Genomic DNA, 23,774 nt, shown 5'->3' on the forward strand with positions numbered 1-23,774 from the left:
TCCTGTTGCCGGAGCCTGCCCCGGGGTGATCGGACGCGTCGGAGTTACCGCCCAATGATGACGCCCGCCGCCATCGCCGAACTCAGGTCCGGCTGGCGCATTCTGGTCGCTTGCGCACTCGGCATCGCGGCGAGCGCCATTGCCTTGCCCTATTACAGCATCGGCGCACTCACCAAACCGATCGCGCTGGAAACCGGGTGGTCACGCACCGACATCCAGTTCGCAATCGCCTTCAGCTCCGGGCTCGGCGCGCTGACAGCACCGGTCACGGGCTGGCTGGTCGATCACTTTGGCGTTCGCCGGGTCGCCTTGCCGGGCTTCGCAGGCGTAGCATTGGGCATGATGATCGCCGCGATGGCCGGCTCGACCTTGGTGTTCTACCTCGGTTTCGCCCTGACCGCGCTGCTGGGTGCGGGAACCAACCCGGTGGTCTGGTCGAAAGTGGTGACCTCGCGCTTCGATCACGCGCGCGGCGCTGCACTGGGCCTGGCCCTTGTCGGCACGGCCCTGTCGGCAATCCTGCTTCCCTTGCTGATCACGATGCTGATCGAACGCACGAACTGGCACGTCGCGCTTGCCGCAGTGGCCATGCTTCCCCTCGTACTCTCGCTGCCGGTGGCGTGGTTATGGCTCCCGTCCGAACCTGTCCGTCCGTCCCTTGCGCCCGCGCAGCCCACGGTTTCCATTCGCAGCGCCGTGCTCAGCCTGCGCTTCGTGGTTCTCGCGATATCGATCCTGTCTGGGTATCTCGCGGTCTCGGGCGTGCTCACCAGCCTGGTTCCGGCCTTCACCGACAGAGGCCTTTCGCCGGCGCGGGCCGCCGTGATTGCCGGCACAGTGGGCCTCGCGATGATCCCGGGGCGCGTACTCATCGGCATCCTGATCGACCGCTACTGGGCACCGGCGGTCGGCTGCGTGATCCTGCTCATCCCGGCCGTGGCCTGCCTGGTCCTGGTCCGCGCTACAGACAGCCTGAATCTCACCCTGTGCTGCCTTGCGCTCGGCCTCGCCGCCGGTGCGGAGCTCGATCTCCTTGCTTTCCTCACCGCGCGCTACTTCGGCCGTGCCCGCTTCTCGAAGCTCTATGGGCTCCTCTATGCCTGCCTCGCCGTCGGAAGCGCCACCGCACCGGCGATGTTCTCCCGCTTGCGCGAGGTTTCAGGTGATTACACGGCCAGTTTCGTGTCCTCGGCGGCACTGTTTGCCGTAGCGGGCATAACATTGCTCCTGCTGGGACCTTATCCCAGTATTTCAGGACCGAGCGCCAAGGGTTCGCACAGCGATGCCGACTGACCGAGTTGACCAGCAACCGCATGACGAGGCGAGCGCCCTGCCTCCTCTGGCAGAGCGCATCTCGTTCCTCGTGCACCGCGTGGGCGCGCACATGGCCCGCATCTCGAACCCCTGGTTCCAGGAAGCCGGCGTCGATCTTGTCACATCGCGGATGATCGTGCTGCTCGCCGAACGCGGCGAACTGACGGCCGGCGAGATCGTCAAGGTCATGGCGCTGCCGCAATCAACGATCTCGCACCAGCTGAAGCGCCTCGAAGGGCTCGGCTACCTGACAAGGGAAGTCGGATCGGAGGATTCGCGCATCGTCATCGCCCGGCTGACTCCGCAAGGAATCGAAGTGGCAAGGCGTTCGAACGCGCTCAGCCGGGAAGTGGTCGCCGAGCTTGTATCTGCGATCGGAGAGGACGACCTGCCGATCGTCCGGGCGGCCCTGAAGCGAGCCGATGCCGCGCTCGAGGCCATGTACGAAGCGCGTCAGTCCACCGCCGGCCCGCGCCGCAGGAACGCGAGGCCTGAGAGCTAGTTCTACTCGAGGAGGATTGCCGCCACGAACGGCGGCTCTGTCGACGCTTCTGCCAGCATACTCAGGTATATGGCGATGACACGTTTCAGCATGAGCGAGATCAAGCCGCTTCAGCATCGCCTGATCGACCGGAAGATCATGCGCAATGCCCGTCGAAGTCAGTAGCCAGACCCGATTCCGGCAGATCCCGGTGTTGCGCGCCTGATCGGCATTGATGAGCCCGATCACGTCCTGGCTCCCGCATGCGAGCAGGGTGTTTCAGCTGTGCCAAAGAACTTACTGTACACTTGTTTACTGATTGTGATATCGAAAACTGTAAGGCGTGCGAAATGCGAGTCAGCGAGTACGCGCAAGGTGGGTGGACGATGCAGGCTTGTCTCGAACAGAGGCTAAAGGAACCATGGGAACGCCCCGTTGAATGGCCGAACTCCAAGCGCCGTCAACGTGTGCAGCGTGGCTCGCCTATCTCTGCCGCTCGCACCTCCGCAATTGGATCCGAAACCGCAAAGATGACAAGGACCTGAAGCCATGAACGCAACCGCTGCCGTTCTCAACCAGCCCAACGGCCCATTCTCGATCGAGGCTGTCGAAGTCGCACAACCGCAGGCCGGCGAAGTGCGCGTTGCAATCAAGGCTGCAGGTATCTGCCATACCGATCTTGTCGTCGCGTCCGGCGCGATGGGGCTGCAATTCCCCGCCATTCTCGGCCATGAGGGCGCGGGCATAGTTGATGCGGTCGGCGAAGGCGTTACCAGCGTCAAGCCGGGCGACAAGGTGCTGCTAACCTTCAATTCCTGCGGCGCATGCAAGCCGTGCGGGCGCCATGAGCCGGCCTATTGCAGCAACTTCGTGCCGCTCAACATGATCGCCGCGCGCGGCGACGGATCGACCCGCGTCACCCGCGAGGGTCAGCCCATCTCCGACAACTTCTTTGGCCAGTCATCGTTCGCCTCGCTCGCCATCGCGAACGAACGCAACGTGCTGAAGGTGGATGACGACGCCGACCTCGCGGTACTCGCGCCGTTAGGCTGCGGCATCCAGACCGGCGCGGGAGGCGTCCTGCGGTCGCTCGGCGCAAAGGCTGGCGAAGCGCTTGTCGTACTCGGCGCTGGCGCAGTCGGCCTCTCTGCTGTGCTGGGTGGGCGGATCGCTGAGTGCGCCACGATCATCGTGATCGAGCCGCAGGAGGGCCGCCGCGCGCTGGCGTTGCAGCTCGGCGCGACCCATGTGCTCGACGGGCTGGGCGATATGGCCACCGCAGTGCGAGGCATCATTCCCGAAGGCGCGGACATGGTGATCGACACCAGCGGCTACATGCCGGTCGTCGTGCAAAGCGTGAACATGATTGCCAATCGCGGTCGCATCGGGCTGCTCGGCGTGCCGGGCTCGCTCGATGCCGCGTTGCCGGTGCCGGTCGTGCAGTTCATCACGCAGGGCGGCACAGTGCGCGGTATCATCGAGGGCGATTCCGAACCGGCCGTGTTCCTCCCCGAACTGATCGCGCACCACAAGGCGGGGCGGCTGCCGATCGAGACGTTCATCAAGACCTATCGCCTGGACCAGATCAACGAGGCCATCGACGACGCCCACCACGGCAAGTGCGTCAAGGCCGTGCTCCTCGTTGATTGAGGCGCGGCCATGTGGCTCTACCCCGAAGTCAGGACGCTGGGCGAATTCATCGAATACCATGCGCGCATCACGCCCGAGCGACGCGCGCTGGTTGATGGTGATCGAACAATCTCCTATGCCGAGTACGATGCGGTTTCCAACCGGTTAGCGAAAGGCCTGCTGGCGCAGGGAGTGGGGCCGGGCGACCGGATCGGATTCCTTGGCCTCAACAGCGCCGATTTTTACTTCGCGCTCACCGCCACGGCACGCACGCGGGCAGCTTTCATTCCCTTCAACTGGCGCCTCGCGGCAAACGAACTGGGGCAACTGCTGGAAGACAGCGAAGCACGGATCGTGTTTGTCGAACGCGCCTTGGAGGAGCTTTGGAATGCGTCGCTCGCGGCATCCGGTGCGATGATCGAGACGGTCTGGTTCGACGGTGAGGACACGCTGGAGCGCCGCTATGCCGGCGAAGACGGGACGAGGCCCGACCTGTTCATCAGCGAGGAAGACATCGCCGTGCAGCTCTACACCTCGGGCACCACAGGCAAACCCAAAGGCGTGATGCTGAGCCACGGCGGATTCAACCGCATGCGGCTGTGCGAGCATCTCGAGCCGGCCTACCAATGGCATAACGGCGACATATTCATAAACCCGTTACCCAATTTTCACCTTCTCTCGATCGGCATCGCGTTCCAGTGCCTCTACAACGGTGTCGCAGTTTCAATTGTGCGCCAGTTCGATCCCGGAGCGGTGTGCGAGGCGATCCACCGCGACCGCCCGACGCTGTTGACCCTGACGCCGACAATGATCCAGATGCTGCTCGATCATCCGAGCGCGAACGAAACCGATTTCTCGTCGCTGCGGCTGGTGCTCTATGCGGGTTCGGCGATCTCGCTGGGCCTGATACGGCGCGCCATCGCGCAGATGCCCTGCCAGTTCATGCAGTTCTATGGCGCGACCGAAGCCTGCGGGGCGTTCACAATCTTGAGGCCAGGCGAGCATGATCTGGAAGACGAGGCGAAACTGCAAAGCTGCGGCCGCCCCCTTCCGCTGATCGAACTTCGCATCGTTGATGCTGCAGGCAACGACGTGCCTGAAGGCGCGCCGGGCGAGCTGATCGCGCGTGCGCCGGCCATCACCGCCGGGTACTGGAAGCAAGAGGATGCCACCGCCAAAGTGCTGCAGAATGGCTGGTACCGCACGGGCGATGTGGCGCGTCGCGATGCCGAGGGGCTCTATTACATCGTCGACCGGGTTAAGGACATGATCGTCTCGGGCGGTGAGAACATCTACTGCGCTGAAGTGGAGAACGCGCTTTCGACTCATCCTGAGGTGGCGCAAGTCGCGGTGATCGGCGTGCCCGATCCGCGGTGGGGTGAAGCGGTCATGGCCTGCGTGATCCGCAAGGCCGATGGCGGGCTCGATGAAGCCGGGCTGATCGCATACGCCCGCACGCTGCTGGCGGGCTACAAAGTGCCCAAGCGGGTGACATTCATGGAGAGCTTCCCGCTGGTGCCATCGGGCAAGGTCTCGAAGAAGGACCTGCGCGCGCCTTATTGGGAAGGCGCCTCGCGCCAGGTCGGCTGACGCTCAGGCGCTAGGGTGCATCGGCAAAGACCGGATAGTCGGTGTAGCCCCGGGCATCGCCAACATAGGCATAGTCCATATCGGCCGCCGCCATTGGATGCCCGGCGCGCATGCGCGCGGCAAGATCAGGATTGGCGATATAGGGCCGCCCGAACGAGACCGCATCAGCCTTGCCCACCGCGATGCAAGCATCGGCTGCGGGCCCGTCGAAGCTGCCGTTCTGGATCACGACACCCCGGAAGATTGCCCGGATCCGCGCGACCACCGGATTTTCGGGACGCTCCATGAAGCCCGAGGCGATCGGTTCGATCAGGTGGATGTACGCGATGCAATACGTCTGCGCCAAGGCCGCGACCGCATCAGCCAGTGCATCGGGATTCTCGTCGCCCATGCCCTTGCGCGCGCTGGTCGGGCTGATGCGGATGCCGACCCGGTCTGGACCCGCGGCTGCCGTGACGGCTTCCAGAACTTCACGCAGCAGGCGCGTGCGGCCGGCCAGATCACCGCCATACGCATCGGTGCGATGGTTGGCGTTGGATTGCAGGAACTGGTCGATGAGATAGCCATTGGCGGCATGGATCTCCACGCCGTCGAAGCCGGCCTGCAGCGCATTGGCGGCACCCTTGCCATAGGCCTCAACGGCGTGGGCGATATCTGCATGGGTCATTTCGCGCGGGACGACATAGGCCTTCATCGGCAGAAAACCGCCCTGATAGTCTGGTGGTGGCGGCGCGAAGGTTTGCCCCTCCCCCGCGATCTCCGAAGGGCCCAGAGGCTGCGTGCCGCCGATGTAGTCGGGCAGCACGAGCCTGCCCATATGCCAAAGCTGAGCAAAGATTCGCCCGCCCGCGGCGTGAACCGCGCCAGTCACCTGCGCCCAGCCTTCAACCATTTCTGACGTCCAAAGGCCGGGCACCCGGTACCAGCCCATCCCCAGCGGATCGATAGCAGTCGCTTCGGAGACGATCAGCCCGCAGTCTGCGCGCTGCGCATAGTACTGCGCCATCAGTGCAGTCGGCACATTGCCGGGTGTGGCGCGCGCACGGGTGAGCGGGGCCATGATCACCCGGTTGGGCAAAGTCAGCCGGCCAAGCTGGAGCGGCTGGAACAACGCATCAAGGCTCATCGGATCAGTCCGCCGTCAATCATGCATCTCTCCATGCGATCTCGCCTTGATCGAGCAACTTGCGGGTCCCGACGTAGGCCGCGAAGCGTGCGGCTGCGCCCGCTCCCCGCCAGATCTGAAATTCCAGCTCGCCACTGGCCGCATCGAAAATCCGCCGTTCGAGCACCGGCACCGCGCCTTTGCCCTCACCCCGGTCGGTCAGCGAGATGACTTGCGCTTCGCCGCAAGCACAGGCCTCGAATGGTAGAGGTGCGAGGAACTCGGCAGGTTGCGCCGCATGCACCAGCTTGCCGAAATCGACACCATGCGCGGGGTCACGGATCCACATGCCGGGCGTGCACAGCATTACCGCAAAGGTCGGCAAGACCGACAAGGCCTGCTCGTCCAGAAACGCCAGGTCAGCGGTATCGATGGGATCGCCGCCCAGCCCTACGCCCAGCGCATGGAGAATCGCATCGCGCGGGGAATAGGCCTGCGCCGGCTGCCCGAAATCATAGGCAAGAATGGCGGCGGGATCGATCACACGGGGTCCCAGCTGAACACATCGGCCGAGCGGTGCAGCGCATAGAAATCATTGGCGAACTGAGGGAAGACCCGCTCGGCGATCGCCTCGGGTGTCCAGCCTTCCGCGGTGTGCGCGGCGCGCATCGGGCGCGGCTGCGAGAACAGGAAGATCTCGTTGTTGCGCACGCCGAAGATCTGCCCCGTGACCTTGGCTGCCGCATCGCTGCACAGCGCGACGCAAAGCGGGCCGATCTTGTTCGCATCGAGCTTCTTGAGGCCTTCCACGCGCTTTTGCTGTTCGGGCGTGTCGGTCGGAATGGAGTCGATCATCCGCGTCCACGCGAACGGCGCAACCGCGTTCGAGCGCACGCCAAAACGCTGCATGTCGAGCGCGATCGACTTCGAAAGCCCGACGATCCCGAGCTTGGCCGCCGAATAATTCGCCTGCCCGAAGTTGCCGATAAGCCCGCTGGTCGAGGTCATATGAACATAAGCCCCGCTGCCCTGCTCCTTGAAGAACGGCGCGGCGGCGCGGCTGGTGTGGAAGCTGCCCATGAGGTGCACGTCGATGACGGCGCGGAAATCTTCCGGGCTCATCTTGTGGAAGTAGACATCGCGCAAGTTGCCCGCGTTGTTGACCACGCCGTCGATCCGCCCGAACGTATCGACCGCAGCCTTGACCATCCGGCAAGCGCCGTCCCATTCCGCCACGCTGTCGTGGTTTGCGAAGGCCTTGCCGCCAGCGCTACGGATTTCCTCGGCCACCTGCTCAGCAGGGGAGCCCTCGTCCTGCCCCTCCCCGCTCAGCGCGACGCCGAGATCGTTGACGACAACCGAAGCGCCTGCCTCGGCCAGCGCGAGCGCGATCCCGCGGCCCACACCCCGGCCCGCACCGGTGACGAGCACCGCCTTGCCTTGCATCATTCCCATGGGACGTTCCTCAATAGCTCTTGGGAAGGCCGAGCACTTTCTCGGCAATGAAGCTCATGATCAGCTGTTCGGTGATCGGGGCGAGACGGGTCAGCGCCGACTCGCGGTAGAGCCGCTCGACATGGTATTCCTTGGCGTACCCAAACCCGCCGTGCGTCGCGACGGCCTGCCAGGCCGCATCGTGGCAGGCGCGCGCAGCAAGGAACTTGGCGGCATTGGCCTCGGCCCCACAAGGCAGGCCACTGTCGTAAAGCCGCGCGGCCTTCTCGACCATAAGCCACGCGCTTTCGAGGTACATCCACTTTTCCGCGAGCGGGTGCTGGATGCCCTGGTTCATGCCGATGGGCCGGTCGAACACCACGCGGTCCTTGGCATACTGAGTGGCCCGCGCCAGCGCATCGCGGCCGATGCCGATCGCTTCCGCCCCGATCAGGATACGCTCGGGATTGAGGCTGTGAAGGATATAGCCAAAGCCCTTCCCTTCCTCGCCGATGCGGTCTTCTTCGGGAATGAACAGCCCGTCGATGAAGATCGCGTTCGAATCAACCGCCTTGCGGCCCATCTTGTTGATCAGGCGCACATCGATCTTCGAGCGGTCGAGATCGGTGTAGAAGATCGTAATGCCGTCGGTCGGCCGCGCGCAATCCTCGAACTTGGTCGTCCGGGTGAGCAGCATGATCTTGTTCGCGACCTGCGCGGTCGAGGTCCAGACCTTCTGCCCATGGACGACATAGCCACCCGGCACCTTCTCCGCGAAGGTCTTGATGCGGGTGGTGTTGAGCCCGGCGTCTGGCTCTGTAAACCCGAAGCAGCATTGGTCCTCGCCCGAGACAAGGCGCGGAACCCAGCGCGCCTTCTGCTCGGGCGTGCCCTTTACCACGATGGGATGCGGGCCGAACAAGTTGATGTGAATGGTCGAAGCCGCTGCGAACCCGCCGCCGCAAGCTGCAACCTCGCTCATCATCGTCATCGCCTCGGTCACGCCAAGGCCGGAGCCGCCGAACTCCTCGGGCATGGTAATGCCGAGCCAGCCGCCATCGGCCATGGCGCGGTGAAATTCCCTTGGGAACCGGCCGTCATCATCGCGCGCGAGCCAGTATTCGTCATCGAACGGCGAGCAGGCAGCGCGGACACCTTCGCGGATGGCCTGAAGGTCTTCCTCGGTGGGAAGCGGGCGGGTTTGGGTCATTCGGATTCTCCGACAGCGGCGAGCGTCTTCAACGCGGCCTTGAGGTGCGGGATGTCAAACATCTTGCCGTCGATCCCGAGCGTGCCGGCATCCGGATTGGCGGCGAAGGCATCCACGATCCGGCGGGCATGCGCGACTTCCTCCTCCGAGGGGGTGAAGCAGCGGTTGATCGTCTCGACCTGATCGGGATGAATCGCGATGCGGCCAAGGAAACCGTCGCGGCGCGCGCGGCGGCAATCGGCCTCGAGCCCTTCAGCGTCGCGGAAATCGGCATAGAGCGTATCGACCGGCACCACACCGGCGGAGGCCGCCGCGAAGAGGCAAAGCGAGCGGGCGAAGCGGTAGGGTTCGGTCCACTGGCCGTCCGCTTCCTTGTTGGCAGTGGCGCCTATAGCGGCGGCAAGGTCTTCCGCGCCCCATGTGAGGCCGACCAGACGCGGATGCGGCGGGGTATAGCTGCCCAGAGCGAACATCGCCTGCGGGGTTTCGGTGGCGACGACCATCATCTTCACGCTGCCCGCTGCCATGCCGGCAGCAGCTTCAAGCGGATCGATCATCCCGGCAATCGTGGCCACGTCCTGCGCGCCGTTGGCCTTGGGCACGAGAATGCCCGCGAGGCCCGGACGCACCACGGCGGCCAGATCGTTCGCGGTCAGGCCGGTATCCAGCGGATTGACCCGCACGAACAGACTCGCCTCGACCGCATCCGCCTCACCCAACCAGCCCGCCACCATGGCGCGCGCGGCAACCTTCATCGAAGGCGCGACGGCATCTTCCAGATCTAGGATCAGCACATCCGCGCCCGCAGAGCGGCCCTTGGCGAACTTTCTCTCGCTGTCACCCGGCACGAACAGAAGCGAGCGCAGCCTCATGTCGGCTTCTTCATCATAAGCGCGTTGCGCACGGTGCGGCACACGACTTCGTCGCGCTGGTTGAGGCCAACGTGCTCGAACGTAACGATGCCCTGCGTGGGCCGCGACTTGCTTTCGCGCAGTTCCAGCACTTTCGTTTCGGCGCGCAGCGTATCGCCCGAGAAGACCGGCTTGGGGAAGGTCGTGTCGGTCATGCCGAGATTGCCCACCGTGGTGCCCATCGTGGTGTCCTGCACGCTGAGGCCGATCACCAGCCCCAGCGTGAAGATCGAGTTCATCAGCGGCTGGCCGAACTCGGTGCCCTCACAATAGGCGTGATCGATATGGATCTGCGCCGGGTTGTAGGTGAGCGAGGAGAACAGGCTGTTCTCGTAGTCCAGCACGGTCTTGCGCACTTCGTGGCGGAACACCTGCCCCACCGTGAATTCATCGAACCAAAGGCCTGCCATCTTCCCAATCCCTCTCAGTTCAGTCGGCCAAGGATCGCGATAGCGGCCACGCTGTTGAACGGCGATCCGCCCAGATTGTGCGTCAGCCCGAAATCGACCTTGCTCCGCTGGCGATCGCCCGCCCGGCCTTGCAGCTGGGTGTAGACCTCATAGGCCATACGCAGCCCCGAGGCGCCGACCGGATGGCCGAAGCATTTGAGCCCGCCATCAAGCTGGCAGGGGACCGCCCCGCCCGCATCATAGCGTCCGTCGAGAATGTCGACCGGCGCGCGGCCTTCGTCCGAAAGACCCAGATCCTCCATGATCACCAGCTCGGTGATCGAGAAGCAGTCGTGGACCTCGGTCATGTCGAGTTCGGCGCGCGGATCGCGGATACCGGCTTCGGCATAGGCGCGCGCGGCGGCGGCGCGGGTGTTGGGCACCGACGCGCCGTCCCACGCGCCGAACTGCATCTCCCAGCCATTGCTGGCCGAAAGCTGGATTGCCTTGATCGTGACCGGATCAGCCTTGCCTAGCGCACGGGCAATTTCCGGCGTGGTGACGATGGCCGCCGCCGCACCGTCTGAAACGCCGCAGCAGTCGAACAGGCCCAGCGGATCGGCGATCATCGGGGCGCCGAGGATCTTCTCCATATCGACCGCGCCGCGCAGATGCGCCTTGGGCGAGAGCGCGCCGTTCTGGTGGCTCTTCCACGAGACGTGCGCCATCGCGCGCTTCAGATCGCCCGCCGCAATGCCATGGCGCGCAGCATATGCGCCCGCAAGCTGCGCGAATGTGCCCGGTGCCGAACCATAGGGCATCCACAAGTCGTTCTGCATGCCCTTGGTGCGCAGCGGCAAACCGCCGTAGCCCGTGTCTTTGAGTTTCTCGACACCGATGGCGAGCGCAATGTCGACCGCGCCAGACGCGACCGCATAAGCCGCGCCGCGCAGGGCTTCGGTCCCCGTGGCACACATGTTCTCCACGCGCGTGACTGGCACCTTGTCGAGCCGCAAGGCATGGGCGGCAGGCAACGCGCTGTTGCCGACGTTGATGTCATCGAGCGCATTGCCGACCCACGCTGCTTCAATGCGGGCGCGCTCGATTCCGGCATCTGCGAGCGCTTCGGCAAAGGCTTCGACCATCAGGCCATCCGCGCCCACATCCCAACGCTCGCCGAAGCGCGTGCAGCCCATGCCGACAATGGCGACCTTGTCGCGAATTCCGGTGGCCATCAGGCGTCTCCAAGCATGGGCCGCGCCAGCGGGGCGGCTTTCCAGAAGTAGGTGCGAAAGCCGAGGCGGCGGTTCTGGGACTTGATCCGCAGCCGCATCCGCACCCGGTCACCGACGCGGAAACCTTCCGCGGGGCGGTTGACCATTTCCATCAGCACGCGGGCGCCATTGTCGAACTGGACGAGTCCGAAGTCGAACGGCGGATCGGGGCTGAAATTGAGCCGGTCGGCGGTGACAGAAACGATCGTGGCTTCGAGATCGGCCAGCCGCACGTCCTCCAAGGTCTCGACCTCGGCGAGCGCCGGATTGACCGGGAACGCGCTCTTGGGGAACTGCACATTGCCGGTGCTGTCGCGCCCGCCGATGAAGCCGATCATGTCGCGCCCCACGCGCTCGAGCACGGTGGCCTGCGCCTTCTGCTCGAATTCGGCGCGCATGCCCCAATCGAGCTCGACCGATCCGGTGAGGCTGAGGAAACGCGAGTAGCTTGCGAGTACCTGGCCCTCGCGCAGGGCCGCCTCCATGGCACTAGCTCCCGGCACCGGGCCGGTCACTTCAAAGACCACGGCATCGGCGCCACTGCCGAAGCCCAGCAGCAACACGAAATCGCCAGCCTTGGCCGAATTGAACGCTAGACCCAGCCCAAACAGGGCATGCGCGGCGCCAAGATCGCCGGCCAAATCAGAAACCGCTTCACAATGATTGGGAGCCTTGCAGCCGAGCGCTTTGGCCGCCGCGCGCCAGGTTGCCCCGACCGGCTCATTCACCGCGGCATGGGCCAACTGTGCAGGCGCAATGCCCGCCGCCGCGCAGGCCGCGCGGATCACCGGGACCAGCACCTCCGCCACCGCAACATCGCGCACGAAGCGCTCTTCATAGGGGTAGGAAAAGGGATGGTCGCGCGAGGCGTAGCGATCGACGAGATCATGCGACAGGCTGGCATGGCCGGCCAGGCGCGCGGGGGCGCCGGGACCGGTACGCACGGCGGCCGCGCCATCACCGAACCCAAGCTGCGCTGCGCTGCCCGGCTGGGTCGGGCGCAACTCCCCTGCCGTGACGATCTCGTCGCGCGCGGCGAGAATAGCATCGAGCAGCGCCGACGTCGCCGCCCGCCGCGAATTGGCGACATCGCTCGTGCGCACCGTGCGCGGTAGCGCGAGTGCATCGAGCGCAATGACGCTCTGCGCACGATCGGTAAAGTAGGCCGATGTCGAGGCAAACCGGAGAGCTTCGGGCGCGCTCTCGCCGCAAAGCGGGCGCGCCGCTTCGACCGCCATGGTGAGAGCATCCTCATCCCAATCGGCGACAGCGCGAGTACCCGAGCGCGGCATCGGCAGGCCGGACCACGCCAGCTCGCGTGCGGCCGCTTTGCGGTCGAGTCGTAACTCAGGAAGATAGCCGCCAATAGCCGTTATTCCTGACGTCATGCACCCTCCGACAACGCGTTTACTATCATCCGGATTATCATGCGAACGGCAGGAAATCCTAGAGACGAGCTTGACAGCATCGAATCATCTAGTAAACATGTTCACGTTATCTGGCAAGCGCCAAGGGAGCTTGAATTCTGAAGGCCGATCCGCCTCTCGCCATGCAGTGCAGTCTGAAGCTTTCCAATCCCTTCGCCAAGTCCTCGCCCTGCCCGAAAGGCACCCTGTTTCAATGATCGAACGTTCCCTTTTTCAGCCCGAGCACGAGATGTGGCGCCAGACGGTGCGCCACTTCGTCGAGAAGGAGATCGCGCCCTACCACGAGCAGTGGGAGAAAGACGGCATCGTGCCGCGCGAGCTGTGGCTCAAGGCTGGTGAGGCGGGCCTGCTTTGCTGCACGGTGCCCGAGGAATACGGCGGTCTTGGCCTCGACTACCTGTTCGATGTGGTGGTGTTCGAGGAACTGTGGCGCGTAGGTGCCAGCGGTCCGGGTTTCCTGATCCACACCGATCTCGTGGCCACCTATATCCTGACCTTCGGCAGTGACGAGCAAAAGCGCCACTGGCTTCCCAAGATGGTGCGCGGCGAAGCCATCGGCTCGCTCGGCATGACCGAGCCCCATGCAGGCAGCGACCTCAAGGCGATCCGCACCAAGGCCGAGCGTGACGGCAACCACTTTGTCATCAACGGCCAGAAGGTGTTCATATCGAACGGCCAGATGTGCGACGTTCTGGTGCTTGCCACCAAGACCGACACAATGGCCGGGGCCAAGGGTGTCACGCTGTTCCTCGTCGATGCGTCGCTCCCGGGCTTCAACCGGGGCAAGAACCTCGACAAGCTGGGGATGAAGGCACAGGACACCTCCGAGCTGTTCTTCGACAACCTGCGGGTCGATGCCGATGCCATGCTGGGCGAGGAAGGCCAGGGCTTCTCGCTGATGATGACCAAGCTGGCGCAGGAGCGGCTGGCGCAGGCGATCCGTTCGGCCACCGTGGTCGAGACCGTGATCGACTATACGGTCGAGTACACCAGCGAGCGCAAGGCGTTCGACCAGACCATCGCCGATTTCCAGAACACCCAGTTCGTGCTCGCCGATCTCAAGGCCCGCAGCGTGATGGCACGCGTGTTTACCGACAAGTGCATCGAACTGTTCATGCGCGGAGAGCTCGATCCCGTCGATGCCGCCATGGCGAAGATGGTCACGTCAGAGCTGCACTGCGAAACGGTCGACAAGTGCCTGCAATTGTTCGGTGGCTGGGGCTACATGTGGGAATATCCCATCGCCCGGGCCTACGCCGACGCGCGGATCGTGAAGATCGCGGGCGGCTCGATCGAGGTGATGAAGACGATCATCTCGCGCGACATGTTCAAGGGCAAGTTGGCGCGCAGGAAGTGAACTGGCTTACTCAGCCTCTTGCGCCCGGCGCGGTGACGGCTAGTCCGGGGGAGTCCTCTCCCGGAGCTTACACAATGATTCAAAAGAACCTCGATTCCAGCCTGCGTTTTGGCTTCCTTATTCACGATGTGTCGCGCCTGCGCCGCATTGTCGTCGACCGCGCGCTGAAGCCGCTCGGCCTGACGCGTTCGCAGTGGTGGGTGCTGGCTTTCCTCTCGCGCCGCGACGGGATGACCCAGACGGCTCTCGCTGCCGACCTCGACCTGACCAAGGTGGCCATCGGCGGTCTCGTCGACCGCATGGAATCCGCTGGGTTCGTCGAGCGCCGCGCCGATGAACGCGATGCGCGGGCGCGCCGCGTCTACCTGACACGCTCCGGCCAGAAGCTGGTCACGACCATCCGCGAGAGCGTCGATGCGGTCGAGGCCGACATTCTGGCCACCGTGAGCGAGGACGAACTCGACGCGGCTGCGATCGTGCTCGTCAAGATCAAGAACCGCCTGCTCGAACTGGCTGGCGGCGAAGCAGAAGGCGGTCAGGACTTGGATCTCTGACTGCTACATCCGGATGGAGGACACTGTGAAGGGTTTGGACGGTAAGGTCGCCATCGTCACCGGCGGCGGACAGGGCATTGGCCGGGCACTGACGCTGCGGCTGGCGGCGGAAGGCTGCAAGGTCGCGATCTTCGACCTCAGCGTTGCGGCGGGTGAGGAAACCGCAAAGCTAGCCGGCGAGGGCGCCACTGTCCGCACCTGGCAGCTCGATGTGAGCGATCTGCCCGCCGTTCAAGCTGCCGTCGAGGCGGTCGAGGCCGAGCTGGGCCCGATCTGGGCGCTGGTCAACAATGCCGGCTGGGACCGCCCTGCCCCGTTCCTCAAGACCACGCCCGAATTCTGGGACAAGGTCATCGCGATCAACCTCACCGGAAATCTCAACACGCATTTCGCGGTGGCGGGCAAGATGGTCGAGCATGGCGGCGGGCGCATCATCAACATCGCCTCCGATGCCGCGAAGGTCGGCACGGCGATGGAAGCGGTCTATTCGGCGTGCAAGGGCGGGTTGATCAGCTTCACCAAGTCGATCGCGCGCGAACTCGCCCGCAAGAACGTGCTGTGCAACGCCGTCTGCCCGGGGCCGACCAACACCCCGATGATGGCCGAAGTCGCCGGCACCGGTCCCGAGGCGGAGAAGTGGAAGGCCGCGCTCGAACGCGGGATCCCGCTCGGCCGCATGGGCGAGCCGGAGGACTACGCCGGGATCGTCGCGCTGCTGGCTTCGGACGACGGCGCCTACATCACCGGGCAGGCCATATCGGTCTCCGGCGGCATGAACATGGTTTGAGGCGGCACGGCTGCACCATCCCCTCCCCGAAAGGACAGGCACATGGAATTCGAAGACATTCTCTATGAAGTGCGCGGCCGGGCCGCGTGGGTCACGATCAACCGCCCCAAGCTCTACAACGCCTTCCGCGCCAAGACGATCGAGGAACTGATTGCCGCATTCAAGCTGGCGGCGGATGACCGGAACGTCTCCTCGGTCGTGCTGACGGGCGCGGGTGACAAGGCCTTCTGCACCGGCGGCGACCAGAGCGCGAAAGACGGCCAGTATGACGGCCGCGGCATCGTCGGGCTGCCGATCGACGAATTCCAGTCGATCATCCGCGATATCCCCAAGCCCGTGATCGCGCGCGTCAACGGCTTCGCCATCGGCGGCGGTAATGTGTTTGCGACGCTGTGCGACCTCACAATTGCGGCGGACACGGCCAAGTTCGGCCAGGTCGGCCCCAAGGTCGGCTCGGTCGATGCCGGTTGGGGCACCGCGTTCCTTGCCCGCCATGTGGGTGACAAGAAGGCGCGCGAGATGTGGTTCCTCAACCTGCAGTATACCGCGCAGGAAGCGATGGAGATGGGGCTCGTCAACAAGGTCGTGCCCGCAGCCGAGCTCGACGCGGCGGTCGACGAATGGACCGAAATGCTCGGCCAGCGTTCTCCCACCGCGCTGGCGCTTGCCAAGCGCAGCTTCAATGCGGACAGCGACAATATTCGCGGCATCTCGATGATGGCGCTCAATTCGGTGAAGCTGTTCTACGACACCGAGGAATCGAAGGAAGGCATGCGCGCGTTCCAGGAGAAGCGCGCGCCGGAATTCCACAAATACGTCAAGTAAGCGGGATTCGGGGCGCAGACCATGACCACGCGCCAGCTGCGCCCCGGAGACCTGCCCGGCGTTCTGCCGTCGGGCGGGCTGACGCTCGTCTCGTCGAGCCCGGCGGAATCCGATCTGCTCATTGGTGAGGTCGATGAAGCGGGCAGCGCTCTGGGCGACATGGCGTTCTCAGGCGTGTTCGTTCCCGGCCTCAACAAGGCCGTCTGGCGCGCCGGGCCTGACTCCAGCGTCCTGACCTTTTTCCAGACGCCGGAGTTGCGCCGCGAGGGCACGCGCAGCCGGTTCCTGCCGCTGTGCTATCAGGATATCCTTGCGCTCTATCGCCAGCAGAAGCCTGCCGCCGCTCTGTTCATGTGCAGCCCGCCCGATGCCGAGGGCAACTGCAGCTTTGGCGCCGAGACCGGATTCATAGCAGCCTTGTGGCGCGATATCCCGGTGCGGATCGCGCATATCAACCCGCTGATGCCGCGCACGCCGGGCGATCCGGGCATTCCCTTCGCGGAGCTCACCGGCTGGTTCGACGGGGATCAGCCGCTGCGCACGATGACAAGCGGCGAGGATGCGACAAGCCTTGCCATTGCCGGCCATATCGCACCGCTGATTCCGGACGGAGCGACATTGCAGACGGGTCTGGGCAAGGTCCCGGATGCAGTGCTGCGTGCGCTCAAGCATCATCGCGAACTGCGGCTCCACACTGGTCTTATCGGCGACGGGGCGCTCGAACTCGTGCGCTCGGGCGCGATGGCCGAGGGGCCGTCCGCGCTGGTCGGCGTGGCGATCGGCAGTCCGGCGCTCTACGCCGGGCTGGACGATCCGCATTTCCAGTTCCGCCCGGTCACGATCACCCACGATCCGGCCACACTCGCCGCGATCCCCCGCTTCGTGACGATCAATTCGGCGATGGAAGTCGATCTCTATGGCCAGGTCCATGCCGAAGCCTCCTCGCGCGGGTTCATGTCCGGACCCGGCGGCGGCGGTGACTATGCCCGTGGCGCAAGGGCTGCGGGCGGGCTCCGGATCATCGCGTTGCCGTCCGAGGCGGGCGGCACGGGGCGCATCGTACCGGCGGGCGGCGGACACGGGCCGGTCTCGCTCTCGCGCTTCGATGTCGATGTGATCGTCACCGAACACGGCGCCGCCGATCTGCGCAACCTGGGGCACGAGGCGCGCGCGCAGGCGCTGATCGGCATCGCCGCTCCGCACACCCGCGAAACACTGGCCCGGCATTGGCGCGATGCCATGCGGGGTCTGCAGGAGGCATAACGTGGCACAGCACAAGGTCATCATCAGCTGCGCGGTTACCGGTTCGATCCACACTCCGTCGATGTCGCCGCATCTTCCCGTCACGGCGCAGGAAGTCGCCGACGCCGCGCTGGGCGCTGCCGAAGCAGGCGCGGCCATCGTCCACCTCCACGCGCGCGATCCCGAGGATGGCCACCCGGTCCATACACCCGAGGACTTCGAGCCGTTCCTGCGCGTGATCAAGCAGAGCAGCAATGTGGTGGTGAACCTCACCACAGGTGCCTCGCCCTACATGCCGGTCGAATACCGGGTGAAGCCTGCCGAAGTGTGGAAGCCCGAAGTCGCCAGCCTCAACATGGGATCGATGAACTTCGGCCTGTTTCCGATGCTCAAGCGCTTCAAGGAATTCAAGCATGCGTGGGAGCCGGAGATGCTGGAGGGCAGCCACGACCTCGTGTTCCGCAACAGCTTCAAGGACATCCGCTATGCGCTGGACACCCTGAACGCGACCGGCACGCGCTACGAGTTCGAGTGCTACGACACCAGCCACCTCTACAACCTGCACTACTTCTGGAGCGAGGGGCTGGTGCAGGCCCCGCTGTTCATCCAGACCTGCTTCGGCCTGCTCGGCGGGATCGGCGCGCATCCGGACGATGTGATGCACATGAAGCGCACCGCCGACCGGCTGTTCGGCGACAATTACCGCTGGTCGGTGCTGGCGGCAGGCGCGAACCAGATGAAAGTCGCCGCGATGGCCGCGAGCATGGGCGGCCACGTCCGCGTCGGGCTGGAAGACAGCCTGTGGATCGGGCGCGGGCAACTGGCGCAGAGCAATGCCGAGCAGGTCACCCGCGTTCGCCAGATCATCGAAGGGTTGGGGCTTGAAGTCGCCACGCCCGACGATGCCCGCGCGATCCTGTCGTTGAAGGGTGCCGATGCCGTTGGCTTCTGATGCCTTTCTGCCGCTTGCGGATCTGTTCGATCGGGTGCCACCCGAGCGAGAGGCACTGGTCCATGGGAGCGAACGCTGGACATTTGGCGAACTCGACACACGCAGCGCGCAGCTGGCGGCCTGGCTTTTGGGCAAAGGCGTGGAGGCGCACGATCTGGTGGCCTTCCAATTGCCTAATGGTCCCGAATTCCTTGCACTGACCTTCGCGATCTACCGCTGCGGGGCGACCCCGGCACCGCTCTCCTATCGCCTTCCGCCTGCAGAGCGCGATGCCATTCTCGGCGTGATGCAGCCGCGCTGCGCCATCGATGCCGAGATGCTGCCCGCGCCCTCGACCGCCGCGACATCCATGCCATCGCGTCCGGTCGCAGCCTCGTGGAAGGCCTGTACCAGCGGCGGCAGCACCGGTACGCCCAAGGTCATTGTCGACGGCCGTCCGGCAGGCTTCCCCGCTGGCACCGCTTTCATCGGCATTCCTGCCAATAGCAGGGTGAGCGTGCCCGGCCCGCTTTATCACAACGCCCCCTTCAGCGCGGCGGTCTTCGCGCTGTGGAACGGCTCAACGGTCCACACAGCTGACCGCTTCGATGCTGCGACTGTCCTTGACGAGATCGCGCGCGAGGGGATCGGCTGGGCCCTGATGGTGCCGACGATGATGCACCGGATCATGGCCCTGCCCGAAGCGGAGCGCCCCGCAGCCCGCTTCGCCGCGTGGAAGCAGGTCGTCCACACCGCCGCCCCCATGGCCCGCTGGCTCAAGCAGGCGTGGATCGACTGGCTGGGCCCGGACCACATCTGGGAAGTCTATGGCGCCACCGAAGGCCTCGTCCGCTGCTGGATCGGCGGGATCGAGTGGCTGGAACGCCCCGGCTCGGTTGGCCGCCCTATCGGCAACGGGCGCATCCGCATCCTGCGCCCCGATGGCAACGAGGCTGCGCCCGGCGAGCACGGCGAAGTCTTTGCCATGCCGCCGGGCGGCCCCGGATCGACCTACCGCTATATCGGGGCTGAGCGCCGCGCGACGGCTGATGGCTGGGAAAGCGTCGGCGATGTGGGCTGGCTCGATGCGGACGGTTACCTTTTCCTCGCCGATCGCAAGGACGACTTGATCATCAGCGGCGGCGTGAACATCTGGCCCGCCGAAGTCGAAGCCGCCGTGCTACGCCACCCTGATGTGCGCAGCTGCGCGGTGTTCGGCAAGCCCGACGCCGATCTGGGCGCGATTGTCCATGCAGTGATCGAGAGCGACGCGGCGCTGGACACCGCCGGACTCTCAGCCTTCCTTACCGACCATCTCGCCCGCGCCAAACACCCGCGCTCGGTCGACGTCACCAGCCAGACCGTGCGCGACGATGCAGGCAAGTTTCGCAAGCCGCGCTTTGCGACCCCGGAGATACCTGCATGACAAGGCCGAACCTCACCCAGTTCCGTATCGAGCCTCACGATAACGGCCTCGTGCACCTCGTGTTCGATTGTCCCGACCGGTCCATGAACGTATTCTCGAACAAGGCGATCCACGAGCTCGGCGAGTTTGCCGAGTGGCTCCACCGTGCCGACGTGAAGGGCGTGCTCATCCGCTCGGGCAAGGCGAGCGGGTTCTGCGCCGGCGCCGACCTTACCGAGCTTGGCGTCGCCTACGACATGATCGTGGCCGCTCCCAAGGCGGATCGCTTCGACATCGCCTTCAGCCACTTCTTCCCCCTCAGCCATGCGATCCGGAGGTTGGAGACAGCTGGCAAACCCGTTGCCGCCGCCATCGCGGGCGTGGCGCTGGGCGGTGGGTGCGAACTCGCTCTTGGCGCGCACTACCGCGTCGTCAGCAGCAATCGCCGCGCCATGCTGGGCCTTCCCGAATGCGCAGTCGGGCTGCTTCCGGGCGCTGGCGGCACCCAGCGCATGCCGCGTCTGGTTGGCATCGAGGCAGGCCTCGACGTGCTACTGCTGGGCCGCACCTTCGCCGGAGACGAGGCGGTTGCAGCCGGACTTGTCCATGCCGTGGTCAACGAAGGCGAGGAAGTTCAGGCCGCAGAAGCGTGGCTGCTGTCGAACCAAGCGCATGCACTGCAGCCCTGGGACCGCGCCGGTGCAGAGCCGCTCCCCCATGCCGCCTATGTGGCTGCCCTTGCGACGCACCGCTCCCGCGAGCTGGCGCGCATGCTCGGCCACGAACCGGCCCCGCTGGCGATCCTCGATTGTGTGGAATTCGGCCTGATGCAGCCGATGGACGGCGCCATCCGCGCCGAAATGTCGGTCTTCGCCCGCCTGATCCAGCGCCCCGAACCCCGCAACATGATCCGCACGATGTTTCTGGGCAAGCAGGCCTACGACAAGGCCGCACGCGATGGCGGGCTTGATCCGGCTGTGACGGCTGCGGCGACGGCTATTGCGGAGGCCATCGAGGCTATCCGGCAAAAGGTGCCCGAACTCGCACAGGCGGGCCTTGGCGGCTTCGCTGCCGGACATGCGCCCGCGCAAACGCGCCCGGCAGAAGGCTATTGGCTCGAAGCGCAGCTGCAGCTTTTGGCGGAATTGCGCGAGGCTGCGCAAGTTTGCGCAAGCCATTGCGCCAGTCTCGGCGAGACCGAACGGCTACAGCTGGATCATGCCGTGGCACGAAGCGGCGCCATCCCCGCCTATCTCGGCGGCGCGACGGGGCTGATCGCGCTGCTCGCTCAGGGGCAATAGTCCTCGTAGCCTGCGGGCGCTTCGAACGTGTGCGGATCAAGGCCGAAGCAGCTTGCGCCGCGATCGAGCGCAGTCATTGCGGCCAAGTCAGCAGCATCGAATGCTGCAAAACTGGCAGCGAGGTTTTCAGCCAGGTGCGCCGGGCTGCTCGCCTTGACCACGGGGTGGACGCCCGACTGCAGGTGCCAGCGCAGCACGGCCTGCCCCGGCGTGCAGCCGAGCCGCGCTGCCAGTGCGGCGAGGGCCGGATCGGCAAGGCTGCCACCATTGCCGAACGGCGACCACGCCTGCGAGACTATGCCGCGCTCAAAGTTCGCCGCGCGCAGGGCAGCCTGCTGGTGCGAGGGGTTGATCTCGATCTGGTTGGCCGCCGGGACCACGCCGGTCGCATCGATGATCCGGTCGAGATGTTCAGGAAGGAAGTTCGAGACACCGATGGCGCGCACGCGGCCTTCCTCCTTGAGGCGGACAAGCGCCTTCCAAGCCTCGACATAGTGGCCGCGCGTCGGCACCGGCCAATGGATCAGGTAGAGATCGACGGTCTCAAGCCCAAGCCGCCCAGCCGTCCGGTCAAATGCAGCCAGCGCATCGTCGTAGCGGTGGCTGGAGTTCCACAGCTTGGTGGTGACAAACAGCTCCTCGCGCGGGATCGGCGCCGTGCGCAATGCCTCGCCCACCGCGTGCTCGTTGCCGTAGATCGGCGCTGCATCGAAGGCGCGGTAACCCAGCGCGATGGCCTGGTGGAGCGTGGCGATGGTCTGCTGGGCCGGCATCAGCATCGTGCCGAGCGTGAGCGCCGGATAGCCCGGCAGGGCATCGGCAAGGGTCGGCACAGGCAAAGTCATCGGCAGCTCTCCAGTCAGGTGTCGTCGTCCAAGCCCGCCCCCTACCAGGCAGGAGCGGGGAGTTCCTCGGGCCTCAGCTCGAAGCCGAAGGGGCTGGCCCACTGGCGCGCCTGGCCGATCATCGTTCCGCCTGCCTCCAGTACCAGCCGATCAAGCCGCGCAGCAAGGGCGGGATCGCTTGCCGCGGCGCCGAGCGCGGTGACCTCGTCACGCAGACGGCGCGCGGCCTGTTCGATTCCGGCGGTATCGGCAGCAGGATCGGCGCGGACCATCTCGGCGGAACCGACCGCATCGGCGAGCGCAGGCGCGCTTCCGGCGGCAGCGATGGACTCCCGTGCGAGCGCAAGGAGGGCATCAAGTTCCATACGCGCATAGCGGCGCATGTCGGGCAATCGGCCATGGACGAAGCGCAGGGTCAGCAGCGCAAGGTGGAATTGCTCGACCACGTGCTTTTCGGCACCGGCCAGCGAGGGAGCAACGGTTTCCTCCAGCGCGCGCAGGGCAACCTGCAGCTGAACGTCAAGATCGAGGTTCATGCCATGGCTCCCATGAAATAATCGCGCAGTTCCGCGAGCGCGCCCCAGCCGAGGCCAATGAGATAGTTGACCAGCACATCCTGATGCGTGCCGCGCGAGCGTGAAGCGCGGGCGGCGGCGCCGATGGTCAGAACCGCGATGAGATAGCGGTTGAACACGCCGTAGTACATGAGCCGGACCGGATCGACTGGCAGCCCCGAGGCCTTCTCATAGGCGGCATAGAAGTCCGGCGCCGACATCATGCCCGAGGCGAGCAGGGTCGCATCATCCTCGGCATAGTGCGAGAACGAGGGCATGGCTGCGTAGGTGAGGTCCTGATGACGGTCTCCAAGCGAGGCGCCTTCCCAATCGAGCCAGGCGGTGATGCGACCAGCCTCCTCGTCGAACAGGAAATTGCCGCTGCGATAGTCGCCGTGGACGATCGAGACGTGATCGAGCGGCGGGGCATTGGCGATGAGCCAGCGGTAGACGACCTCGAGCACCGGCTCTTCCTCGACGCGGTCTTCCTCCCAGACGCGGCGCAAGGCGTTGACGCGCCAGATTGCGGCCTGGTTCGAGCCGACCTCGGGCCGCGCGAAATGAGCCATGCCGGAAATGCCGTTGACGTCGATCCGGTGGAGGGTGGCCAGCATGCCAATGAAATCGCCGCTTAGCTGCGCGCGCAGTTCGGGCCCGTAGTTCTGACCAAGCCCGGTGACCTTGCCGGCATCGTAGCTCGGCTTGGCGACGCCGGTGACGAAGCCGTAAATCAACGCGGGATAGGGCAGGAACTCCCCTTCGCCATCGACCCACCACGGCTTCGGCGAGGGGATGACGCCCTGCACCGCCTCGAGCACTTCAAACTCACGGTAGCGGCTCGATTCCGTGATCGACGCAGATGGCTCCATCCGCAGGACCAGCGTGTCGGTGCGCGGCTCTTTCCCGTCCGGCCCGCGCCACTTGAGGTCGAAAAGGACCTGCAGCTTGGACGCACCGCCGCCGAGCCAGCGGGCATCGGCAACCTCGACCGGATAACCGACCCGCGTGGTGATCAGCGCACCGATCCCTTCGACCAGCCGCTCAAGCGTGGCGGGCACGTAACCAGGCCCGTGGCGGCGGTGCATCTTGCGGGTGAGCACCGCGTCGATCTCAGGCTCGACCGGATAGCGCGCGCGGATCGCGGTGATGGTTGCCTCGTCCGGCAGGCGGCGCTGCGCCTCGCCAATGATCGCATAGTTGCCTGTCATG

23 protein-coding genes are annotated in these 23,774 nt (G+C 65.2%); 12 read left to right on the top strand and 11 right to left on the bottom strand.

Features of this window, described 5'->3' with window-relative positions:
* Positions 1–54 precede the first annotated feature (54 nt).
* The 4 genes from WCL10_RS02335 to WCL10_RS02350 all read left to right on the top strand — a co-directional run bounded on the left by WCL10_RS02335 (position 55) and on the right by WCL10_RS02350 (position 5,014).
* The gene (locus tag WCL10_RS02335) at positions 55–1,293 is read left to right on the top strand and encodes an MFS transporter (RefSeq protein WP_336894010.1); all 1,239 of its coding nucleotides are present in this window, start codon (positions 55–57) and stop codon (positions 1,291–1,293) included.
* Positions 1,283–1,816, top strand: a complete 534-nt coding sequence (locus WCL10_RS02340) for a MarR family transcriptional regulator (protein WP_336894011.1) — start codon at positions 1,283–1,285, stop codon at positions 1,814–1,816. Before WCL10_RS02335 ends, WCL10_RS02340 begins: the two co-directional genes overlap by 11 nt.
* Positions 1,817–2,344: 528 nt before the next feature.
* Positions 2,345–3,445: an NAD(P)-dependent alcohol dehydrogenase gene (locus WCL10_RS02345; RefSeq protein WP_336894012.1), complete on the top strand. Its 1,101-nt coding sequence runs from the start codon at positions 2,345–2,347 to the stop codon at positions 3,443–3,445.
* A 9-nt stretch (positions 3,446–3,454) separates the two neighbouring features.
* The gene (locus WCL10_RS02350; RefSeq protein WP_336894013.1) at positions 3,455–5,014 is read left to right on the top strand and encodes a long-chain-fatty-acid--CoA ligase; all 1,560 of its coding nucleotides are present in this window, start codon (positions 3,455–3,457) and stop codon (positions 5,012–5,014) included.
* A 10-nt stretch (positions 5,015–5,024) separates the two neighbouring features.
* Here WCL10_RS02350 and WCL10_RS02355 read toward each other — a convergent pair whose 3' ends face one another.
* From WCL10_RS02355 to WCL10_RS02390, 8 genes are read right to left on the bottom strand one after another with little or no spacing between them, the layout of a single operon-like run.
* Positions 5,025–6,140: an alkene reductase gene (locus WCL10_RS02355; RefSeq protein ID WP_336894014.1), complete on the bottom strand. Its 1,116-nt coding sequence runs from the start codon at positions 6,138–6,140 to the stop codon at positions 5,025–5,027.
* A gap of 19 nt (positions 6,141–6,159) precedes the next feature.
* A complete protein-coding gene (locus tag WCL10_RS02360) occupies positions 6,160–6,663 on the bottom strand; it encodes a hypothetical protein (RefSeq protein ID WP_336894015.1) in 504 nt (167 codons plus the stop codon).
* Positions 6,660–7,574, bottom strand: coding sequence for an SDR family NAD(P)-dependent oxidoreductase (locus WCL10_RS02365; RefSeq protein ID WP_336894016.1), 915 nt, complete (start codon positions 7,572–7,574; stop codon positions 6,660–6,662). Before WCL10_RS02365 ends, WCL10_RS02360 begins: the two co-directional genes overlap by 4 nt.
* Positions 7,575–7,584: 10 nt before the next feature.
* Entirely contained in the window at positions 7,585–8,763 is a 1,179-nt protein-coding gene (locus WCL10_RS02370) for an acyl-CoA dehydrogenase family protein (protein ID WP_336894017.1), read from the bottom strand.
* Positions 8,760–9,635, bottom strand: coding sequence for a CoA ester lyase (locus WCL10_RS02375; protein ID WP_336894018.1), 876 nt, complete (start codon positions 9,633–9,635; stop codon positions 8,760–8,762). Before WCL10_RS02375 ends, WCL10_RS02370 begins: the two co-directional genes overlap by 4 nt.
* Entirely contained in the window at positions 9,632–10,084 is a 453-nt protein-coding gene (locus tag WCL10_RS02380; protein WP_336894019.1) for a MaoC family dehydratase, read from the bottom strand. Before WCL10_RS02380 ends, WCL10_RS02375 begins: the two co-directional genes overlap by 4 nt.
* 14 nt (positions 10,085–10,098) lie before the next feature.
* A complete protein-coding gene (locus WCL10_RS02385; RefSeq protein ID WP_336894020.1) occupies positions 10,099–11,298 on the bottom strand; it encodes an acetyl-CoA acetyltransferase in 1,200 nt (399 codons plus the stop codon).
* Positions 11,298–12,725 (bottom strand): OB-fold domain-containing protein, encoded by a 1,428-nt coding sequence (locus WCL10_RS02390; protein WP_336894021.1) that lies wholly within the window; start codon positions 12,723–12,725, stop codon positions 11,298–11,300. The genes WCL10_RS02385 and WCL10_RS02390 overlap by 1 nt, the downstream gene beginning before the upstream one ends.
* Before the next feature lie 232 nt (positions 12,726–12,957).
* On the opposite strand from WCL10_RS02390, the gene WCL10_RS02395 reads away from it, so the two are divergent.
* From WCL10_RS02395 to WCL10_RS02430, 8 genes are all read left to right on the top strand, one after another.
* Entirely contained in the window at positions 12,958–14,121 is a 1,164-nt protein-coding gene (locus WCL10_RS02395; RefSeq protein ID WP_336894022.1) for an acyl-CoA dehydrogenase family protein, read from the top strand.
* Positions 14,122–14,195: 74 nt separating this feature from the next.
* Positions 14,196–14,675 carry a MarR family transcriptional regulator gene (locus tag WCL10_RS02400; protein ID WP_336894023.1) on the top strand — a complete coding sequence of 160 codons (480 nt, stop codon included), beginning with the start codon at positions 14,196–14,198 and terminating at the stop codon, positions 14,673–14,675.
* Between the two features lie 25 nt (positions 14,676–14,700).
* Entirely contained in the window at positions 14,701–15,462 is a 762-nt protein-coding gene (locus WCL10_RS02405) for an SDR family oxidoreductase (protein ID WP_336894024.1), read from the top strand.
* A gap of 42 nt (positions 15,463–15,504) precedes the next feature.
* The gene (locus WCL10_RS02410) at positions 15,505–16,287 is read left to right on the top strand and encodes an enoyl-CoA hydratase-related protein (protein ID WP_336894025.1); all 783 of its coding nucleotides are present in this window, start codon (positions 15,505–15,507) and stop codon (positions 16,285–16,287) included.
* Positions 16,288–16,308: 21 nt separating this feature from the next.
* Positions 16,309–17,550 carry an acetyl-CoA hydrolase/transferase C-terminal domain-containing protein gene (locus WCL10_RS02415; RefSeq protein WP_336894026.1) on the top strand — a complete coding sequence of 414 codons (1,242 nt, stop codon included), beginning with the start codon at positions 16,309–16,311 and terminating at the stop codon, positions 17,548–17,550.
* A 1-nt stretch (position 17,551) separates the two neighbouring features.
* Positions 17,552–18,481, top strand: a complete 930-nt coding sequence (locus tag WCL10_RS02420) for a 3-keto-5-aminohexanoate cleavage protein (RefSeq protein ID WP_336894027.1) — start codon at positions 17,552–17,554, stop codon at positions 18,479–18,481.
* Complete coding sequence (locus WCL10_RS02425; protein ID WP_336894028.1) at positions 18,465–19,886, top strand: AMP-binding protein; 1,422 nt, start codon at positions 18,465–18,467, stop codon at positions 19,884–19,886. Before WCL10_RS02420 ends, WCL10_RS02425 begins: the two co-directional genes overlap by 17 nt.
* Entirely contained in the window at positions 19,883–21,166 is a 1,284-nt protein-coding gene (locus WCL10_RS02430; RefSeq protein ID WP_336894029.1) for an enoyl-CoA hydratase-related protein, read from the top strand. Before WCL10_RS02425 ends, WCL10_RS02430 begins: the two co-directional genes overlap by 4 nt.
* On the opposite strand, the gene WCL10_RS02435 is transcribed toward WCL10_RS02430, so the two are convergent.
* From WCL10_RS02435 to WCL10_RS02445, 3 genes are read right to left on the bottom strand one after another with little or no spacing between them, the layout of a single operon-like run.
* Positions 21,154–22,011: an aldo/keto reductase gene (locus tag WCL10_RS02435; protein ID WP_336894030.1), complete on the bottom strand. Its 858-nt coding sequence runs from the start codon at positions 22,009–22,011 to the stop codon at positions 21,154–21,156. The two genes, WCL10_RS02430 and WCL10_RS02435, sit on opposite strands and share 13 nt — an antisense overlap.
* Positions 22,012–22,052: 41 nt before the next feature.
* Positions 22,053–22,547, bottom strand: a complete 495-nt coding sequence (locus WCL10_RS02440; protein WP_336894031.1) for a hypothetical protein — start codon at positions 22,545–22,547, stop codon at positions 22,053–22,055.
* Entirely contained in the window at positions 22,544–23,773 is a 1,230-nt protein-coding gene (locus WCL10_RS02445; RefSeq protein ID WP_336894032.1) for a phosphotransferase family protein, read from the bottom strand. The genes WCL10_RS02440 and WCL10_RS02445 overlap by 4 nt, the downstream gene beginning before the upstream one ends.
* Between the last annotated feature and the right edge of the window lies 1 nt (position 23,774).

This window comes from Novosphingobium sp., from assembly GCF_037133355.1.
Classification (GTDB): Bacteria; Pseudomonadota; Alphaproteobacteria; order Sphingomonadales; family Sphingomonadaceae; genus Novosphingobium.

What these genes read in the sequence shown, in the direction of transcription:
- WCL10_RS02335 (WP_336894010.1), top strand. Translation starts at nt 55, where the DNA reads ATGATGACGCCCGCCGCCATCGCCGAACTCAGGTCCGGCTGGCGCATT.
- WCL10_RS02340 (WP_336894011.1), top strand. Translation starts at nt 1,283, where the DNA reads ATGCCGACTGACCGAGTTGACCAGCAACCGCATGACGAGGCGAGCGCC.
- WCL10_RS02345 (WP_336894012.1), top strand. Translation starts at nt 2,345, where the DNA reads ATGAACGCAACCGCTGCCGTTCTCAACCAGCCCAACGGCCCATTCTCG.
- WCL10_RS02350 (WP_336894013.1), top strand. Translation starts at nt 3,455, where the DNA reads ATGTGGCTCTACCCCGAAGTCAGGACGCTGGGCGAATTCATCGAATAC.
- WCL10_RS02355 (WP_336894014.1), bottom strand. Translation starts at nt 6,140, where the DNA reads ATGAGCCTTGATGCGTTGTTCCAGCCGCTCCAGCTTGGCCGGCTGACT.
- WCL10_RS02365 (WP_336894016.1), bottom strand. Translation starts at nt 7,574, where the DNA reads ATGGGAATGATGCAAGGCAAGGCGGTGCTCGTCACCGGTGCGGGCCGG.
- WCL10_RS02370 (WP_336894017.1), bottom strand. Translation starts at nt 8,763, where the DNA reads ATGACCCAAACCCGCCCGCTTCCCACCGAGGAAGACCTTCAGGCCATC.
- WCL10_RS02375 (WP_336894018.1), bottom strand. Translation starts at nt 9,635, where the DNA reads ATGAGGCTGCGCTCGCTTCTGTTCGTGCCGGGTGACAGCGAGAGAAAG.
- WCL10_RS02380 (WP_336894019.1), bottom strand. Translation starts at nt 10,084, where the DNA reads ATGGCAGGCCTTTGGTTCGATGAATTCACGGTGGGGCAGGTGTTCCGC.
- WCL10_RS02385 (WP_336894020.1), bottom strand. Translation starts at nt 11,298, where the DNA reads ATGGCCACCGGAATTCGCGACAAGGTCGCCATTGTCGGCATGGGCTGC.
- WCL10_RS02390 (WP_336894021.1), bottom strand. Translation starts at nt 12,725, where the DNA reads ATGACGTCAGGAATAACGGCTATTGGCGGCTATCTTCCTGAGTTACGA.
- WCL10_RS02395 (WP_336894022.1), top strand. Translation starts at nt 12,958, where the DNA reads ATGATCGAACGTTCCCTTTTTCAGCCCGAGCACGAGATGTGGCGCCAG.
- WCL10_RS02400 (WP_336894023.1), top strand. Translation starts at nt 14,196, where the DNA reads ATGATTCAAAAGAACCTCGATTCCAGCCTGCGTTTTGGCTTCCTTATT.
- WCL10_RS02410 (WP_336894025.1), top strand. Translation starts at nt 15,505, where the DNA reads ATGGAATTCGAAGACATTCTCTATGAAGTGCGCGGCCGGGCCGCGTGG.
- WCL10_RS02415 (WP_336894026.1), top strand. Translation starts at nt 16,309, where the DNA reads ATGACCACGCGCCAGCTGCGCCCCGGAGACCTGCCCGGCGTTCTGCCG.
- WCL10_RS02425 (WP_336894028.1), top strand. Translation starts at nt 18,465, where the DNA reads ATGCCGTTGGCTTCTGATGCCTTTCTGCCGCTTGCGGATCTGTTCGAT.
- WCL10_RS02430 (WP_336894029.1), top strand. Translation starts at nt 19,883, where the DNA reads ATGACAAGGCCGAACCTCACCCAGTTCCGTATCGAGCCTCACGATAAC.
- WCL10_RS02435 (WP_336894030.1), bottom strand. Translation starts at nt 22,011, where the DNA reads ATGACTTTGCCTGTGCCGACCCTTGCCGATGCCCTGCCGGGCTATCCG.
- WCL10_RS02440 (WP_336894031.1), bottom strand. Translation starts at nt 22,547, where the DNA reads ATGAACCTCGATCTTGACGTTCAGCTGCAGGTTGCCCTGCGCGCGCTG.
- WCL10_RS02445 (WP_336894032.1), bottom strand. Translation starts at nt 23,773, where the DNA reads ATGACAGGCAACTATGCGATCATTGGCGAGGCGCAGCGCCGCCTGCCG.